15 protein-coding genes are annotated in these 17,454 nt (G+C 57.1%); 6 read left to right on the forward strand and 9 right to left on the reverse strand.

The features are described 5' to 3' along the window. On the forward strand, positions 1-349 hold a 349-nt coding region (locus Q0510_RS15815), incomplete at its 5' end, for an SDR family oxidoreductase (protein WP_298713838.1). A 132-nt stretch (positions 350-481) separates the two neighbouring features. Continuing rightward, positions 482-949, forward strand: coding sequence for a DinB family protein (locus Q0510_RS15820; RefSeq protein ID WP_298713841.1), 468 nt, complete (start codon positions 482-484; stop codon positions 947-949). 68 nt (positions 950-1,017) lie between these two features. Here the strand turns inward: Q0510_RS15820 and Q0510_RS15825 are convergent, their stop codons facing one another. From Q0510_RS15825 to Q0510_RS15850, 6 genes are all read right to left on the reverse strand, one after another. Beyond that, on the reverse strand, positions 1,018-2,295 hold the full coding sequence (locus Q0510_RS15825; protein WP_298713844.1) for a TCR/Tet family MFS transporter: 1,278 nt from the start codon (positions 2,293-2,295) through the stop codon (positions 1,018-1,020). A gap of 172 nt (positions 2,296-2,467) precedes the next feature. Continuing rightward, positions 2,468-3,499 carry a hypothetical protein gene (locus Q0510_RS15830; protein WP_298713847.1) on the reverse strand — a complete coding sequence of 344 codons (1,032 nt, stop codon included), beginning with the start codon at positions 3,497-3,499 and terminating at the stop codon, positions 2,468-2,470. Then, positions 3,454-4,368 (reverse strand): hypothetical protein, encoded by a 915-nt coding sequence (locus Q0510_RS15835; protein WP_298713850.1) that lies wholly within the window; start codon positions 4,366-4,368, stop codon positions 3,454-3,456. The genes Q0510_RS15830 and Q0510_RS15835 overlap by 46 nt, the downstream gene beginning before the upstream one ends. A gap of 43 nt (positions 4,369-4,411) precedes the next feature. After that, complete coding sequence (locus Q0510_RS15840) at positions 4,412-5,623, reverse strand: glycosidase (protein WP_298713853.1); 1,212 nt, start codon at positions 5,621-5,623, stop codon at positions 4,412-4,414. Positions 5,624-5,668: 45 nt separating this feature from the next. Next, complete coding sequence (locus Q0510_RS15845; RefSeq protein WP_298713856.1) at positions 5,669-6,703, reverse strand: aryl-sulfate sulfotransferase; 1,035 nt, start codon at positions 6,701-6,703, stop codon at positions 5,669-5,671. Next, positions 6,664-7,071 carry a hypothetical protein gene (locus Q0510_RS15850; protein WP_298713859.1) on the reverse strand — a complete coding sequence of 136 codons (408 nt, stop codon included), beginning with the start codon at positions 7,069-7,071 and terminating at the stop codon, positions 6,664-6,666. Before Q0510_RS15850 ends, Q0510_RS15845 begins: the two co-directional genes overlap by 40 nt. 278 nt (positions 7,072-7,349) lie before the next feature. On the opposite strand from Q0510_RS15850, the gene Q0510_RS15855 reads away from it, so the two are divergent. Genes Q0510_RS15855 through Q0510_RS15865 form a run of 3 tightly spaced genes read left to right on the forward strand, consistent with a single transcriptional unit; the run spans position 7,350 to position 11,857 of the window. Then, positions 7,350-9,914: a TonB-dependent receptor gene (locus Q0510_RS15855; RefSeq protein ID WP_298713862.1), complete on the forward strand. Its 2,565-nt coding sequence runs from the start codon at positions 7,350-7,352 to the stop codon at positions 9,912-9,914. A 20-nt stretch (positions 9,915-9,934) separates the two neighbouring features. After that, a complete protein-coding gene (locus Q0510_RS15860) occupies positions 9,935-10,339 on the forward strand; it encodes a hypothetical protein (RefSeq protein ID WP_298713865.1) in 405 nt (134 codons plus the stop codon). A gap of 48 nt (positions 10,340-10,387) precedes the next feature. After that, on the forward strand, positions 10,388-11,857 hold the full coding sequence (locus Q0510_RS15865; protein ID WP_298713868.1) for a PepSY domain-containing protein: 1,470 nt from the start codon (positions 10,388-10,390) through the stop codon (positions 11,855-11,857). Positions 11,858-12,260: 403 nt separating this feature from the next. Here the strand turns inward: Q0510_RS15865 and Q0510_RS15870 are convergent, their stop codons facing one another. The 3 genes from Q0510_RS15870 to Q0510_RS15880 are packed head-to-tail and all read right to left on the reverse strand — an operon-like array spanning position 12,261 to position 15,362. Next, on the reverse strand, positions 12,261-13,526 hold the full coding sequence (locus Q0510_RS15870) for a PQQ-binding-like beta-propeller repeat protein (RefSeq protein WP_298713871.1): 1,266 nt from the start codon (positions 13,524-13,526) through the stop codon (positions 12,261-12,263). Between the two features lie 44 nt (positions 13,527-13,570). Beyond that, positions 13,571-14,314, reverse strand: a complete 744-nt coding sequence (locus Q0510_RS15875) for a LytTR family DNA-binding domain-containing protein (RefSeq protein ID WP_298713873.1) — start codon at positions 14,312-14,314, stop codon at positions 13,571-13,573. Further along, positions 14,298-15,362, reverse strand: coding sequence for a histidine kinase (locus tag Q0510_RS15880; protein WP_298713875.1), 1,065 nt, complete (start codon positions 15,360-15,362; stop codon positions 14,298-14,300). Before Q0510_RS15880 ends, Q0510_RS15875 begins: the two co-directional genes overlap by 17 nt. A 207-nt stretch (positions 15,363-15,569) precedes the next feature. Between Q0510_RS15880 and Q0510_RS15885 the strand changes: the two genes are divergently transcribed. Next, positions 15,570-17,420 carry an alpha-amylase family glycosyl hydrolase gene (locus Q0510_RS15885; RefSeq protein WP_298713879.1) on the forward strand — a complete coding sequence of 617 codons (1,851 nt, stop codon included), beginning with the start codon at positions 15,570-15,572 and terminating at the stop codon, positions 17,418-17,420. The last annotated feature ends 34 nt before the right edge of the window (positions 17,421-17,454 follow it).

The following is a 17,454-nucleotide window of genomic DNA, read 5'->3' on the forward strand; positions in this document are numbered from 1 at the left end:
CTCCGTTGCAGGCCTGGGCGGTTCCCCCGACTTTGTGGCTTACGTTACCTCCAAACATGCCACGCTGGGCATCATGAAAACCGCGGCGCTCGAAGCGGCGGCCCGCAAGATCCGGGTGAACTCCATTCATCCGTCCCCGGTTAACAACCGCATGATGCGATCCATCGAAGAAAGCTATGCGCCGGGTAAAGCGGAAGAGATGCAGAAAGGCTTCGCGTCAGGGATTCCCCTGGGCCGTTACGCCGAACCGCTAGAAATCGCGAAACTGGTGCTGTTCCTCGGTTCCGACGACAGCCAGTTCATCACCGGCGCACAGTATGTGATCGACGGTGGTTCCAACGCCAAATAAAAGCACTCACATTTTAATAAGGGGCAGCCTCCGGAGATCGGGGGCTGCCTTTTTTTATATCGATGTGCGTATAGAAAAATTCAATGTGGCCGGGTGATTTATACCGTTACATTTGGTAAAAATTGTACGACGATGAATGACTCCCCCGAAAGAGAAATATGGCAGGTATATGCCCAACTGCTCGACCGCGATCTCCTGAAACTCCACGAAGAGATCGCCGCATTCAATCACGAAGAAAACATCTGGAAAACGGCCGGTTCCATCATCAATTCCGCGGGTACTTTATGTCTCCACCTCACCGGCTCCCTGAACCATTTCGTGGGCGCCACGATGGGGCATACCGGTTTCGTGCGCGACCGCGAAGGCGAATTCGCGAAGCGGAATATCCCCCGGGAAGATATGCTCCGCGACCTCGGCGCCACCCGGGAAATGGTAGTGAAAGTGATGGCTTCCCAGCCTGAAGGCACCCTCACTTCCATCTTCCCACGCAAATTCATGGAGCAGGACGTAACGCACGCCTGGTTCCTGTCGCACATCATCACACATGTGAATTACCACCTCGGCCAGGTCAATTACCTCCGCCGCGCGCTGGAGGGCTGAAGCGTATACCATATTGCATAACAAAGCCCGCCGGTATGGCGGGCTTTGTTACTTATGATAAGTCCCGGTTAATGCAATGGCATTTCCGCGGGGGCTTGTGTTCTTTCGAGGACCTCCCTGGCGGCGGGGTCTTTCCTTTCCCGCATGAATATCCTTTTAATCAGTACAATGCTCAATCCCATGCAGATGGCGCCGAGGATGAAGTGCATGCCCGGAAACAGGAATGGTGCTTTCGGGGAAGTGAAGTAGGTGAAGGAACCGTTCATGATGAGGGGCCCGAAGATAGTAGTAAGGCTCATCAGGCTGGTGAGCGCTCCCTGCAGTTCGCCCTGCTGGTTGGCGGGCACATGTCCCGCTATAACTGATTGCAGGGAAGGACCGCAGATCCCGCCCAGGCAGTACGGAACGAGAAAGGCAAACATCATCCAGCTTTGGGTGGCGAAGGCGAATAATACCATCCCAAGGGTATACAATCCTAATCCCAGGTAAATGCTTTTTTCGTTGCCGATCTTCGGCACCACAATCCGCGTAAGCCCGCCTTGGACGGCGCCTACCAGCACGCCCACAATCGCCAGGGAATAACCTACCATTTCTGAGCTCCAGCCGAAACGGTATTGCGTGAAGAAGTTCCAGTTGCCCTGCACCGCCTGGCTGCCCAGGTAAATAAGGAAGAACGCCACGCTGAGGCCCGCGATTTCCGGGTGGCGGGTCAGGAATTTCAGGGAACCGAGCGGATTGGCGCGCTTCCAGCTGAAGGGCCGCCTGTTTTCTTTGGACAAGGATTCAGGCAGCAGGAAGTAGCCGTAGATGCAGTTGATGAGGCAAAGCGCCGCGGCTGCATAGAATGGCGCCCGGAGCCCGAATTTGGCGAGCAGCCCGCCCAGTGCAGGCCCCAGCACGAAGCCCAGTCCGAATGCCGCGCCGATCAAACCGAAGTTCTTGGCGCGGGCGGTTTCATCGGTACTGATATCTGCAATGTAAGCAGATGCCGTCGTGAAACTCGCTCCGGTGATGCCCGCAATGATCCGGCCCGCGAAAAGCCAGCCGTAAGTAGGCGCCATGGCCAGGATGATATAGTCGATCCCGAAGCCCAGCAACGAGATCAGCAATACCGGACGGCGGCCGTACCGGTCGCTCAGGTTGCCCACCAACGGTGCGCATACGAATTGCATGATAGCGAAAACGGATAGCAGGAACCCGCCGTAGGTACTCGCTTCATTCAGCGGAATGCCTTTCAGCTCCGCGATCAGGTCCGCCATCACCGGAATAATCAGCCCGAATCCCATCACGTCGATCAGTAGTGTTACGAAAATAAAGGCCAGCGCCCCTTTCTTGTTGGAATGCATATAGTGGTTTTACAGTTGCCAAATTACAACGGGTTTCGGGTACGGAAGGGGCGCAAACGCGACAATTTTAGGGTATTTCAAAACTTCCCTGAAAAGTACAACCGCGGCTTCCCTCCGTTACAATAACAAAGGTAAACCGCGGTTTGACAGCCTTATGTCAGCAGTGAAAAGTCTATGCGACGGATTTTTCCAGCACCGGTTGCCCGATATTTTTACCGATGGATGCCATGAACCGGTCGTACTCGATAACTTCCTTGTTCATTTTATCGTACCAGTTCTTTTTCAGGATGAGCGTGGTGATCCCCAGCACGAGGACGGTGCTGAGCAGCGACAGGTGATGTTGCAGTACGATGTACATCGGCAGGAGGGTCAGCGCGCACTGCCAGGCGATCCCTACGGCAATGTTCACCATATCCCGCTTAAAATGCTTATTGGGCATGAGGCCCGGGTACCGCTGCATGGCTTTGTCCGCCACGGGCCCCCAGAAGCCCCAGGGCCGCACCCGCAAGTAGAACTCAATCAGCGTTTCTTCATCCACCGGCGGCGTGCTGTAGGTGCCGATGATGCACCCCGTCAGCGATATCACCAGCATCACCGGGAAATAATACAACGGCAGCGTGTCCGGGAACAGCAGGGGCGTTACCATGGCCGCCAGGATGCCCGACACCATGCCCCAGAAGAACCCGTGCCCGTTGAACCGCCACCAATGCCATTTCAACACGTTTGCCGCGATATACCCGCCATACAGGGCGGACACGATCCACTGCAGGATGGAATTAATATCCTGTAAAAAGAAGCCGATCACGGTGCTGAGCACCACCACCGCCAGGGAAATCAGGTATGTGGCCCGGATCTGGGTTTTGCCGGAAGCGGAGGGGTTGATGTACCGGAGGTACACGTCGTTGATCAGGTAAGCCGGCGCGGCGTTGACGGTGGAAGCGAAGGTGGAGATGAACGCCGCCAGCAGGCTCGCCAGCAACAGCCCCGTTAACCCGGCATACGAAAACTGGTTGATCGCGCGGGGAAGGATGGTTTCGAAATCGATGGCGTTGCCCATCTGCCGGAAATCATCACTGAAAAATACAACCGCCAGCACCGTGAACCCCATGATCATCAAATACCGCGGGAACAGCAGGAATACCGACACCGACGCACTCATCAGCGATGCCTCGCGCGGGTTGCGGCAGGCCAGGATCTTCTGCATGTCGTAACTGGGCGCAGGCCCGGCCATGCTGAGATCCCCTTGAACAGCATCATCATCACGAATATCGCGAACAACCCGTACTGGTCGCCGCTAATCTTATCCATGAGGGCGGGGAGATGATGGCTCCAGTCGAGCCCCAGCTCCCAACCGAAAAACGGCGTATCCCAACCCGCCGGCACCCTGGCCGCCAGCATCTCCGGGCTCACGCTGTTGATGGCCGTAACGGCGATGGTAATGCCGGAGATGGTCATGATGGTGAATTGCAGGGCATCCGCCCAAACGATCCCTTCCATCCCGCCCATGATCACATAAAATGTAGCGATACTGGTGAAGAATATCCCGTAAATGTGCGGTACGTAAGCCGGGTCTACCTGGAAAGGAACGAAGCTGGACACAACGTCCCAGGGCAGGAATAGTTCGATGAACTTCCCCACGCCGATAAATCCGTAACAAAGAAACCCTACCACGCCAATCACCGCGTAACACACCACCACCCCGTGCGACAGCCCCGCCCCGTTGCCAAACCCGAACCGGGTCCGGATCCATTCCGCACCCGTCCGCGCATTGCTCCGCCGCAGCCACATGGAGAGGTACACCATCATGAATATCTGGTTGAACACCGGCCACAGCCAGGGTACCCAAACACTCTTCAGCCCGTATACGAACGCGAGGTAAACCATCCACATCGTCCCGGAAATGTCGAACATCCCGGAAGCGTCTGAAAGGCCCAGCATATACCAGGGCAGCTTTTTGCCGCCGAGGAAGTAGCCGTCGAGATTACGGGCGGCGCGTTTTTTAACGATCAGGCCGATCACCACCATAGCGGTGAGATACAAAGCAATAATGAGTAGATCGATCAGTGCAATCATGGTTTTGGTGTGATCCTGTTAACGTGGTAAAAGGGGAGTAAAGTTAATGGAATTTAGGTGCTGCGGGTGTTTTATGCGACAATCCCTCGAACGCGAGGTTCCTGTCAATCAGTTCGTTGATCCGCTGCACGGAGGCTGCCGAGCGCAATCCGTCTTCCGGCGTGTGCAGGCAGTAATCCAGCAGCTTGTCGACGGAAGATACGGCCACATGCATCCGCGTATCGCTGGAAGCGTAGTAGATGAACACGGTGCCGTCGTCGTCGCAGATCCAGCCATTGGAAAAGAGTACGTTGGAGACATCCCCGGTGCGCTCCATGTCTTCCGGCGCCATCAGGTATCCCGCCGGCTCCGCGATCAGGCGCTCCGGCGACTGCAGGTCGGTGAGGTAGAGGTACAGCACGTAACGCAACCCCGCCGCGCAGTTGCGGACGCCATGCGCCAGGTGCAGCCATCCCTTTTCGGTTTTGATGGGATGGGGCCCTTCGCCGTTTTTCAGTTCTTTGATCGTATGGTAATGGCGTTTGTTGATGATCGTTTCGTTTTCAATCGCGGGATGCAGGATGTCTTTCACCAAAGCCCACCCGATGCCGCCGCCGCGCCCGGCCATGATGAAATCGTCCTGCGGGCGGGTATAGAACGCATATTGCCCGTTCACGAACTCGGGGTGCAATACCACGTTGCGCTGCTGGCTGGCGGATTGCAGGTTGGGCAGGCGCTCCCAGGCGAGGAGGTCTTTGGTCCGCACGATGCCCGCGCTGGCCATGGCGGTGGACAAGTCTCCCGGCGCAGCATCCGGGTGGTGGCGCTCGCTGAAGAACACACCATAGATCCAGCCGTCTTCATGCGCCGTCAGCCGGATATCGTAGACGTTCGTTTCGTGGGGATCGGTGTCTGGCAGCTCCACCGGCCGGGGCCAGAAGCGGAACTGGTCGATGCCGTTAGGGCTTTCGGCGATGGCGAAGAACGACTTCCGGTCGGCGCCTTCCACCCGCACCATCATGAGATATTTCCCGTTCCATTTGATGGCGCCGGCGTTCATGGTCGTATTGACGCCGATGCGCTCGAGGCACCAGGGATTGGACTGCGGGTCCTGGTCGTACCGCCAGTTGAGCGGGATATGCTCCCGGGTGATGACCGGGTGGCGGTACCGCTGCACGATGCCGTTATGATGTGCGTTAGGCGTATTGGGTTGGGCCAGCAGGGCCTCCTGACGCTGGACGAGTACTTCCCAGCGTTGCTGAAACTGGTCTTTCATGTGTTTTCCTTTCTTCTGCAATTGATGTATTCCTAAAATCTGTTGTCAATAGTTCTCCGGGTACAGGGATAAACGGGTAACCCTGTGAAATGCCGTGTTGCTGGGCGCCGTGATCTCCATCTCGAAAATCACTTCCTTCGTTTGCGGGTCCACTTCCACTACGCGCCCGCCAAAGCCCCTGGCCGTAGGCACGCCCATACCCGGACAAAAAAGCACATGCCCGGTGGATGGCAAATACTGCACCCCCGACAGCGCCTGCGAAAATCCCGCCGCGCCACGTTCTTTCCCGTACGACCAAACCTGCTGCACGGTGCCTTTCGCTTCGTCGACTTTGTATTCCACGGCGCGGCTGTAATTCTGCGCCTGCGCATTGGGAATGAAATGCCGGTCGTAACCGTTGTCGAATACCAGGATGTTGCCGCCGGGCAGGCTCACGGGCGTGTGTGGCCCCCAGGCCCAGTCGAACCCGGGTGCGGTGGCGTCTCCATTCACCACAGCTTCGTCCGTCACGGTGTTGCCGTTTTCATCCACCGGTTGGAGCAAATAGCGCTGGTATTTCGCGCCCCAGTTCTTGTGCGGGGAAATGATCCATTTGAGGGCGCCTGCCGCCGTATACGACGCAAGGCCCTGGTAGCGCATGGTGATGAGCAGGTTGCCGGCGTGTTCGGTGATGGAGTTGTTATGCGCCCAGTTGCCGGGCGATTGAGCGAAAGGACCGGGCGTGGAGCCGTCGGCCAGTTTGGGATAACGGGCGGAGTCGAGCATGGTGGTGAGGTCCCATTCATGCACAATGGCGTTGTTGACAGGGTCCAGCTCGATGATGAAATCATTGACGCGCGGTTTGCCGTTGGCAAGCCTGGCGGAAGTTTTGCTCACCGTGGCCAGGAAGTTCCCGTTGGCGGCTTCGGCCACTTCATGATGGAAAGTATAGCCGAGTTTGGCGAGGTCCCACTGGCGGAGGAGCTTCCCGAACATATCCATCTCCACGACCCGCTGCTGCTGGCCGTCGCCGGAGATGAACGTTCCCTTTGCGGTGCGCTTCAGCCCGATGGAAGCACTGTGGTGGAAGGCCCGAAACATACGCCCCTGGCCGCCCGGGCAAACAGCTGGCGCACGCTGCGGAACTGGTTCTTGTCGAGGTACTGCTCGATCAGCGATGCATGGAACTGCACCGTGATCTCGTGGATGTTGCTGGAAGTGCAGGCCCCATCTTTCCAGGCGTGCTTCAGCTCGGGGTTGGCGATCAGCACCAGGTCGCGGTCGGCAATGGTTTCCACCGAATCGCCGATGATGCGCTCCGCGCCCGGCGCCCCCTCCACGAAATTCAATTCGTACTCGGGATGCACATGCACAGGAAAAGTAAACGACGATTTGCGGCGGTCGAATACAACAAAACAATCTTTTTCCGAAAGCGGCGATTGCTCGCGGTAAATCTCGGGAGTAGTCATCTTTGAGCGTGTATAACGTGTTATGCGCCGCTAATGTACTGATTTAGCGCTAATACGGCCGCCGCGAATAAAAAAGGCCCGCCGTTTCCGGCAGGCCAGTCGAGGTGTACCCGCACGCGGGCGCCGCTGCCGGATGCAAAAATGTGGGTGGAGCAGAAGCACCGGAAGGATGTTTTAACAGCAATTTCCTTATCGCGTAAAAACTTTTCCTGATCCGATGCCCGCAGCCGTTCCGCAGCCCGCAACTTTGTACCGTTCCTAACCAAATCAACCCAAGCATGAAACGAACATTCGTGCTGTCATTGCTATTGTCCATGACGGCCCTGATTTCCTATGCCCAAAACGGAACCATCAAAGGGATGGTTTCCACGGCCGACAGCAAACCCCTTCCCGGCGCCTCCGTGCAGCTGGAAGGCACGTCCCATAAGACGGTCACCGACGCATCCGGCAGTTATATCCTGCAACATATTCAGCCCGGCAACTACCTGCTTATTATCTCCGCCGGCGGTACAACGGCCCGCCGCAAGGAAGTGCAGGTAGCGGCCGGCACTACGCAAACCATTGAAATGGTCCTCGAATTCAAAACGGAGCTCCTGCGCGAAGTGGTCGTGGAAACGAAACGGTTTATGGAGAAGAGCAACGAAGATGTGTCCAAACTGCCCCTGCGCAACATGGAAAACGCTTCGGTATATAATACCATTTCCAACGTGGTGTTGCGCAAGCAGATCGCGATGACGATCGAAGACGCCATGAAGAACGCGGCCGGCGTCACCAAGCTCTGGGATGCCACCAACCGGATCGACGGCGGCTCCTTCTTCACCAGCCGCGGTTTCGCCACTTCCACCAAAGCCCGCAACGGTTTGGCCAACATCGTCAACACCAACGTGGATATGACCAACGTGGAGCGGATCGAAGTGCTGAAAGGCCCTTCCGCCACGCTCTTCGGCGGTGTGATCACTTCCTACGGCGGCCTCATCAACCGCGTTACCAAGCAGCCCACCTGGAAAACCGGCGGCACGGCGGACCTCGCTTTCGGCAACTACGGCTTCTTCCGCACCGCGGCCGATGTGAACGCGGTACTGGATAAAGACCAGACCATGGCCATGCGCGTGAATATGGCCTGGCAGCAGCAAAACAGCTGGCAGGACGCAGGGTTCCAGAAGAACTATAACATCTCGCCGTCCTTCACCTTCAAACCCAACGACCTCCTCCGCATTACTATCGACGCCGAGCTGACCGGCAGCAAGGGCAACTCCAACGGCGGCAACTTCATCTTCTTCCTGCCTCCCTCATCCATCAACCAGCAGATCACCGGCCTCCTCAGCCAGCAAGGCCTCCCGCCCGAAACGATCGCCGCCATCATGGCCACCGCGCCCAAAACCTGGAAAGACGCCTACGGCACCAACCGCATCGATGAGCTGAAAGTGGATTACGACCGCTCGTTCATCTCCGATGAACTGTTCAATACGACTACTTCCAATTCTATTTTCGGGGATGCGGAATACAGGATCTCCCCTCACTGGAAATCCCGCACCTCGGTAAGCTATAACAACACGCAGAGCAGCGGTTACATGATGTACCATTACCTGCTCCCCAATACCCTCGGCACTTTCATCGCTTCACTGCCCACGGGCACGCCCTCCTGGGGCACGCCCGGGCACGACAACATGGCCCGCATGGTTTGGAACCCCGTCGGCCAAACGCGCACCGCCGAGATCCAGCAGAACTTCGTCAGCGATTACAGCTGGGGCAACAGCTTCCGCAACCGCGCAGTGATCGGGCTGGATTATTCCAACTTCTATTCCGCCACCATGTACCGCCGGTTCAGCGGCGCGCTGTATGGCGTGGTGCCTTATCCCGATGTGTTCGATATGGTGAAAACACAGGGCGAAGTACCCAACTACCGCGATCTTAGCTACGCCAAAGTGGTGGACAAGTTCGCAGGTCCTTCCGCCGCGGCGCTCGATTATAATAACGATAACAGCGTGTACAGCGCCTATGCCAACGATGTGTTCAATTTCGGCAAGCACGTCATCGTTTCCGCCGGCGTGCGCGTCGATCATTTCGATGCGAAAGGTTCGTACGACAACGTGAACAACGTGCATGTGGGCGGTTACAAACAGACTTCCGTTTCCCCCAAAGCCGGCCTGATCGTGATGCCCTTGCCCGACCGTATTTCCATCTTCGGAAACTTCCAGAACGGCTTTGTGAACCAGACGGGTGTTGATTTCGAAGGCAAAACCTTCAAGCCCGAGCAGGCCAACCAATGGGAGGGCGGTGTGAAGTTCAGCGACGGCAAAGGCAAGATCACCGGGAGCCTCAGCTACTACAATATCTATGTGAAGAACGTGGTGCGCAGGGATATCAACCACCAGGGCTTCAACATCCAGGACGGCGAGCAGCGCAGCCGCGGCATCGAGGCGGATGTGCTGGCCAACCCGGTCGACGGCTGGATGATCATGCTCGGCTACGGCTACAACGATACCTGGATGGTGAAGGCCGACGAATCGGCGGAAGGCCTTCGCCCGGCCAGCACCGGCCCCTACAACTCCGCGAACTTCTGGACGGACTATACCTTCACCGGCACTGCGCTCAAAGGGCTGGGCCTTGGCGTGAGCGTGAACTATACGGGAGAATCCGTAGCCGTGAACCAGAAGCCCGACGGCGCCCTCATCCTGCCGGCGTACACGCTGGTGGGCGCGTCGCTGTCGTACGACCTGCCGCGTTTCCGCTTCGCGCTGAAAATGAATAATGTCACCAATCAACGTTACTGGATGGGATGGACAAACATGATCCCCCAGATGCCGCGCCAGCTGATCGGCACCATGAGCGTTAAATTCTAATCCTCCAATTGAACGATTATATGCATCCAAACACTTTGCGTTTCAGAATCGCATTCCTCTGGGCGCTCCTGTCGCTGGGTTTCATCCAGCACGCCGTATACCACTTAGCCGAGCTGCATTTCGGGATCGATATCGCCATGAAGAACGCTACCGGCGAAGTGCCCGGTATGGTCCATGCGTTCCGCCTGCTGGTAGACCTGCCCTGCCTGCTGCTCCTGCTGCTCACGCTGTACGTCGGCGGAAGGGTTTTCTACATCGTGAGCCTCGTTTGGGCGGGACTGTTGTGCCTGCTCAATATCTACCACGCCGGCATTACCGCCGTAATGGAACCCGGGGAGATCTCCCAGATCGGGTTGCTCCTGTTCGTGGCGGCGGTCAATGTACTGCTGGTATTGGAACTGCGGAGGGCGCTGAAAACGATTTGACTGCCCCATCGTCGTAACGGTATTTCCATACTATCGCGATTAAAACCGATGTGGGCGCGGCACCAACGCCGCTGGTTCGGCAAATGGCACCTCTACCTGGGCATCATCGCCGGGGCTATCCTCTGCGTGGTGGGGCTTACGGGGAGCGTGCTCGTGTTCCAGGACGAGATCGATGCGGCGCTGAATCCCAGCCTGTTTGAAGTGAGCGCCACGCAGCAGAAGATCCCGCTGGAAAATATCGTTTCCCTGGTGCGGGAACGGTACCCGGACAGGCAATTCGAATACGTGATGGACACGCGCCCCGATGCGACGGGCGGCACGTACCGCTTTTACCGCTTCGATACAAAGGAGGAATTCTTCGTGAACCCGTATACGGCGGAAGTGCTGGGCGGCCGGCCGGTCGACAGTGCTTTCATCCGCATCATCCTCAATATCCACACCACTTTGCTGGTGCCGGTGGCGGGGAAATACATCACGGGGATCGCGGCGCTGTGCATGCTGATCCTGACCATCAGCGGGCTGCGGCTTTGGTTACCGGCAAAATGGAAGCAGCTGCGGGCGGCGATGAAAGTGAACTTCAGAACGAGTGGCAAACGCCAGAATTACGACTGGCATAATGTGCTGGGATTGTATTCTTCCCCTGTGATCATATTACTGTCGCTGACGGGCTTCGCCATTACATTCAGCGCGCCGGTAATCGCGCTGATCTTCCTCATCAACGGCAAATCGCCCGCGGAAATGTCGAAGATCTTGGCGGCGAAGTCGGAGCGGGTGGAAGGCGGGCAGCGTTTCAGCGAGGCGGATGCCGCAAAGAAAGGCTATGCGCTGTTCCCGGAAGGGAAGCTCATCGGCATGGCCGTGCCCCGTGATACCGCCGGCGTGTACCGGCTCGATATGCGGACGGAGGGCGCTTCCCGCACGGGGAACCGCGTCATGCTGCAGCTGGATCAATATTCCGGGAAAGTGTTGCTGAACAGCGAAGAGAATTTTCCGAACAGCGGCAATTCCTACCTCAGTTGGCTGACGCCTTTGCATTACGGGACCTTCGGCGGCATGCCCACCCGCATCCTGGCGTTGCTGGGCGGCCTGATCCCGCTCGCGTTGTACGTCACCGGTTTCATTATCTGGTGGCCGCGGATGCGGAAGAACAAGTCTCCCAAAGCGCCGAAAACACCGAAAGAACCTCCCGTGCCCGCACCATTCCTGCAGGTGTTCGGGAAAGGTTTCCGCTACGCGGGATGGGTGCTCCTTTGCGCCGCCGCGGCCGGGGCTTTATACGGACTATTATCCGGGATCATCGCACCGCCGGCCGTGTTCGCCATCCTGTACACCACGATCCTGATCGTCCTGAACTTCTTCGTGGCGCTGCTGGCGATCCTGTTCAACGCGCTCTTCCTGGCGCCGTTCAGGCGGTGGAGCAGGGGCGTGGCGAAATATTTCGCCCTTTCCCTGGCGTTTATGATCGTATTTGTGCCCGTGGTGCTGTTCATCAACTGGACAGGCCTGAAAATATTCTAAAATACTTACGGACTGTTTAGACAGGAACAGGACGTATGAGACAAGGCGAGGCTCCGTGTGGGGGCTTCGCCTTCGTTTTTACATCGAAGTTGTACCGTGAAAGAGGGGTTAAAGAGGGGTAAAGTAGGGGTTAATGTATATCGAATGTATATCCCCATATAGGTGGCATACTGTAACCCTATAGTAACCATGCAGTTACCCTTAAGAAAATGCGCTTTACCCCCTGTTTACCTACATTCGATATACATTCCGCTGCCTTTTATGCCTTGAATTTGGCACTATTACCGCCATGGGGTGAATAATCGCCAGGCTGCAGGACTAAGGCCCCGCATGCCCTCCGTATCCGCTCAGCAGGGATACAGTAGGGATACCGTACTGTAACCGTACTAAGGGCTTGTCCGTATCACTCCAGGGCAATCCCGTAAATCAGCCCGTTTGCGGAGGCGGCGATCACCAGGTTTTGGTGGAATATGGGGGTGGAAGTGAAGGGGCCGAGCCGGTAGAGCTTGTCCATCACACTGATGGTGGTGCTGTATTGCTCGAAGGGGGCCCCTGCGGCGAGGTGGCCGAAGTTGATGGCCTGGGCGCTGTCCAGCAGCGCGGCGGCGTGGGAGGTACGGCCTTTGGTATCGAAACGCCCGGTAAGTTGGAAAGTGTTGCGGTTGAGGAGTTGCAGCCGGCCGGTGAAGTCGCCGTAGCACAGCAGGTTGCCTTTGATGGCGGGGCCGCCGAAAATGTACCCGCCACCCTTCGCCTGGTGCAGCTCCCGGCCCGTGCGCGCGTCGAGGCAGAGCATGAGGTAGGAGTCCGACGTGCCGATGTAGACGTGGCCGGCCGTAGCCGCTGCATCGCCGGGTATCCACGCTACACCGCCGTTATACACCCAGGCGGTATCGCCGGTCTGCAGATTGAGGGCATGCACCTTCGCATCACGGGCGCCGATGTACACCTTTCCCTGCGCGATGGCCGGGCGGGATTGGATGCCTTCCAGCACGCCGTGGTACACGGTGTCGGTCCCGGTTTTGTATTTCCATTTGAGTTTGCCCGTTTGCGCATCGAGGGCGTAGAGATAAGTGTCCCAACTCCCGGCGATTACCGTGTTGTCACTGAAAGCCACGCTGCCGTGGACGGGCCCGCGCGTCCGGAACTTCCAGGCTAGTTTGCCCGTGGCGATGTTGACCGCATAGATGCAGCTGTCGCTGCTCCCGAAGTATACATGCCGGCCGTTGGCGATGGGGGATGAGAGAAAAAAATCATACGGATCTTCCATGTACTGCGTAAGCGGCTGCATGGTCCAGAGCCCTTTGCCGCCGAGCTTCCTTTCCCCGCCGGTTTTGAAACGCCAGCGCTCCCGCCCGGTGCGGACGTCCACCGCGTAATAATGCCCGTCGTAGCTGCCGATCACGGCAACGTTCCCTGCAACACAGGGTTCCGTGGCGATGCCGCCGCCTGTTTCGAACGCCCAGCGCAGTTGCCCGGTCCCGGCGTCCAGCGCGTATAGCTTATGGTCGGAGTTGCCGGCCAGCAGCGTGTTGCCGGTAATGGCGGGAGTGTTGAAGAAACGCCCTTCGGTAGTGAAAGTCCAGCGGATAGGGCCGAACGTCTTGTCTTGTGCTGCGGAACAAAGCCCCAGGGCAACAAGCCCCGCTGTGAGGATAAAGGATTGCATGATGTCGTGGAAAATATTTGAAGGTTAAATGATCGGGACAGGGATCAGGGAAGATCGCCCAGCGTCACCTGGTATTGCTTCAGCGCCTGCAGGGTGGCAGTGCCGTAATGCCGGCCGATGGGAATGCTCGAACGGGCGACTTCTATCATATGGTGACTGAATTTTTCGATCTTGGGAATCGACACGATGTAACTCCGGTGTATCCGGATGAACTTGGTTTCCGGGAGCTTCTCTTCCAGCTCCGAAATCGAATGGTATGCGCGGAATATTTCTTTGCCGGTATTGATGAGGATGTAATTCTTCTGCGCTTCCACAAAATGAATATCATCCAGCAGGATCTTCACCATCTTCTTTTCGCAACGGATAAATATGAACGGTGGCTCGCTGATAGCGGCGGGCTTGCTGGTATTGGATTCCAGCAGCTGCTTGTCCAGCTTGATGAACCGGTTCACGGCTTTCAGGAACCGCTCGAAGGGAATGGGCTTCAACAGGAAATCCACCGCGTCGAGATCAAAACCTTCTACAGCATATTGCGCATGCGCTGTGGTGAAGATCACGTTGGGCGCGGGCGACAGGGAGCGGATGAAATCCAGTCCGTTGATGCCGGGCAGGTTGACGTCGGCGAAGACCAGGTCGATCTTTTCGCTGCTCAGGCACCGCATGGCCTGCGTGCCGCTGGTGAACACGCCGGCGATATGCAGCAGCTCCACCCGGCCGATGTAGATCTGCAACAGATCCGCCGCGGGCTTTTCGTCTTCAATAATGATGCAATTAATATGCTCCGTCATGCGATGCGAGTTTCAGTTTCAGGTACACAAAATAGCTGTCTTCGCTCTGGTTGATCTTCAACGTATGTTCTTCCCCGTAAATGAGCTGCAACCGGCGCTTTACATTCTCCAGCCCCACGCCGCCGCCCGAAGCCACCGGGTGGCCGGCGTACCCGTCCACGGCGCTGTTTTCGAACCTGGCGGTAAGGGTATGTTGCTGTATCGAAATGGACAGGGTGATCCAGGTGTCTCCATGCTCCGTGGGCATGCAGTGCTTGAAGCTGTTTTCCACGAACACCATGAGCAGGAAGGGCTCGATGAACTTCCCTTCCGCCTGCCCATCGATATGAAAACTGATCTGTACGTGCTCGTCGAACCGCGCTTTCTGCAATGAAATATAATCTTCCAGGTAGCGGATTTCTTTTTCCAGTGGGATGAGCTTGGTATTGATCTCATTGATGGAATAGCGCAGGAGCGACGACATGCGCGACGTGATCTCCGCCGATTCCGGTGAGGTGAGCAGCGTTTTGGCGTAGAGCGTATTGAGGACGTTGAAAATGAAATGCGGGTGGAACTGGTTGCGCAGGATCACCAGCTCGGCTTGTGCTTTCTCTTCCGCGATCACGGTGGACCGGTGTTGTTCCAGCATCCAGTTGTAGAACAGTTTGATGGAGAAGGGAATGGTGAGCACGAACTGCAGCTTGATGACGCTGTAGATGAACGGGGATATGCTGAAGAGGGGCTCTTTCCGCCAGTGGGTGAGGAAGTATTCGAGGATGAGGGTATTGTCGAGCCAGCGCTGGATGATGGCGAAGAGCAATACCAGCGGGATGTAGCAGAGGAGGAAGAGGCGCACTTTTTTACGGAAAAGGAACCGGTCGACCAGCACTTCCAACACGATGGCCACGAACAGCGCGCGCATGGGCAGGCTGATGAGCTCGGAGGCGAAGGCATTGCGGTAGTCGTGGTAGGGCCCGGCCTGGATGAAGCCGAAGACCAGCACGTATGCCGACCAGTACATCGCATAGAAACTCTTTTTGCCCATTTTGGAACGTGGTATGTCTATCATATGGCAAGGGCGCTTACTGACCGGAAACTAATTAAAAAATGCCAATCCGGGTACATTTTATACAAACGACGGGCTGGCAGGGATGAATGACAAAAATCGGTTGCAATGTTTCGTCTGTCATGGCCGGCGGGTTGTCGGTATAAGCCGCTTTTCGGGCGGAAACGGAATACATACCTTGGTTCCATCACTGATACCAGATTCTACGCTATGACACGAAAAACGATACTGGCGCTGCTTTTGGCGGCTTACTTCCAGGTTGCTTCCGCACAAAACGTCCGGGTGTTCCCGGAACATTGGTGGGCGGGCATGCAAACGAACCAATTGCATCTGATCCTTCGCAGCAACGACTCCCTCTTCGGCCAAGGCGCCGTAACTACCGGTTATCCCGGGGTGGCGGTACGGAAGGTGACGCCATTTTCGAACGGGCGCTACCTGGCGGTTGAGGTTTCGCTGGATAATAGCGTGCAGCCGGGCAATGTGCAGCTGGTGCATGCGCGCAACGGGAAGAAGACCATTGTTTCCTGGCCCGTTAAGGCGCGGAAGGGGATAGCGGGGAAGGATTTCGCGAGGGGGATTTCGGGCGCGGATCTGATTTACCTGCTGATGCCCGACCGCTTCGCCAACGGCGATCCCTCGAACGACCGTGTTGCCGGCTTGCGGGACCAGTCGCTCGACCGGAAAGATTATTACGCCCGGCACGGAGGGGACTTCGCCGGGGTCATCCGCCATCTGGATTATTTGCAGGAATTGGGCGCCACGGCGCTGTGGATGACGCCCGTCATGGAAAACGATATGCCCGACCGCACCGAGCACGGCTATGCCATTACGGACCATTACCGGATCGATGCACGCTACGGCGGTAACGAGGGGTACAGGCGGCTGCGCGATTCGCTGCAGGCGCGGGGGATGAAACTGGTGCAGGATGCGGTGTATAATCACACCGGCACGTACCATGTGATCGTGAACGACCTGCCGGAGAAAGACTGGCTGAACCAATGGCCTGCCTACACCGGCACCAGCGCCCGGGAGCAGGCGCTCTTCGATCCGTATGCTTCCGCCAACGACAAAAAACGCATGACCGACGGATGGTTCGTGAAAGAGATGCCCGACTGGAACCAGCGCAATCCTTATGTCGCGAATTTCATTACGCAGAACGCGATCTGGTATGTGGAGGAATTCGGGGTGGATGCCATCCGTTTGGATACCTACATGTACAACGACCTGGCATTCGCCAATGCCTGCAACGCCGCCCTGCTGCGGGAATATCCTTCCATCAGCCTCTTCGGGGAAGTGATGGTGCAGCATAGCCCCAACCAGGCCTTCTTCACGGAAAACCATATCGCCACGGCGTTTAAAAGCAACCTCCCCGCAGTGCTGGATTTCACGGCGCTCTTCAACGGGATATTCCCGGCGCTGGCGCAGGAGCCGGGATGGTACACCGGCATCGTGCATCTCTACAATGCGATGGCGCACGACTTCCTGTACCGCCAGCCGGAAAAAAACGTCATCCTGCTCGATAATCACGACCTGCCCCGGTTCTTCACGCGGATGGACGGGAACCTGGCGCGGCAGAAGATGGCGTATACCTGGCTGCTCACATCCCGCGGCATCCCGCAAATGTATTACGGTTCGGAAGTGCTCATGGCGGGGGATACGAAGCCCGACGGGCTCGTGCGCCTCGATTTCCCCGGCGGCTGGCCCGGCGATGCTAAAAATGCATTTACCGGGGAAGGGTTGACGGCGGATGAAAAATCGATGCAGGACCTCGTCAAAAAGCTGGGCGCTTACCGCAAAAAATCTCCCGCCCTGCAAACCGGGAAATTCATGCAGTACACGCCGCAGGACGGATTGTATATCTATTTCCGGTATACGGAGCACCAAACGGTCATGTGCGCCATGAACACCACGAAAGCGGCCCGTAAAATCGATATCGGTTACCTCTCGGAACGCACCGGCGGCTTTACCGCGGCCCGCAACGTGGTCAACGGGCGGGAGTATTCCCTGCGCGAACCGATCGTTGTACCCGGACAGGAAATGTGGGTACTCGAATTGAAGTAATAGTTACATCGCCTATTCCCAGACAGCATAGCAA

The sequence above is a fragment of the uncultured Chitinophaga sp. genome, from assembly GCF_937874145.1.
GTDB lineage: Bacteria > Bacteroidota > Bacteroidia > Chitinophagales > Chitinophagaceae > Chitinophaga.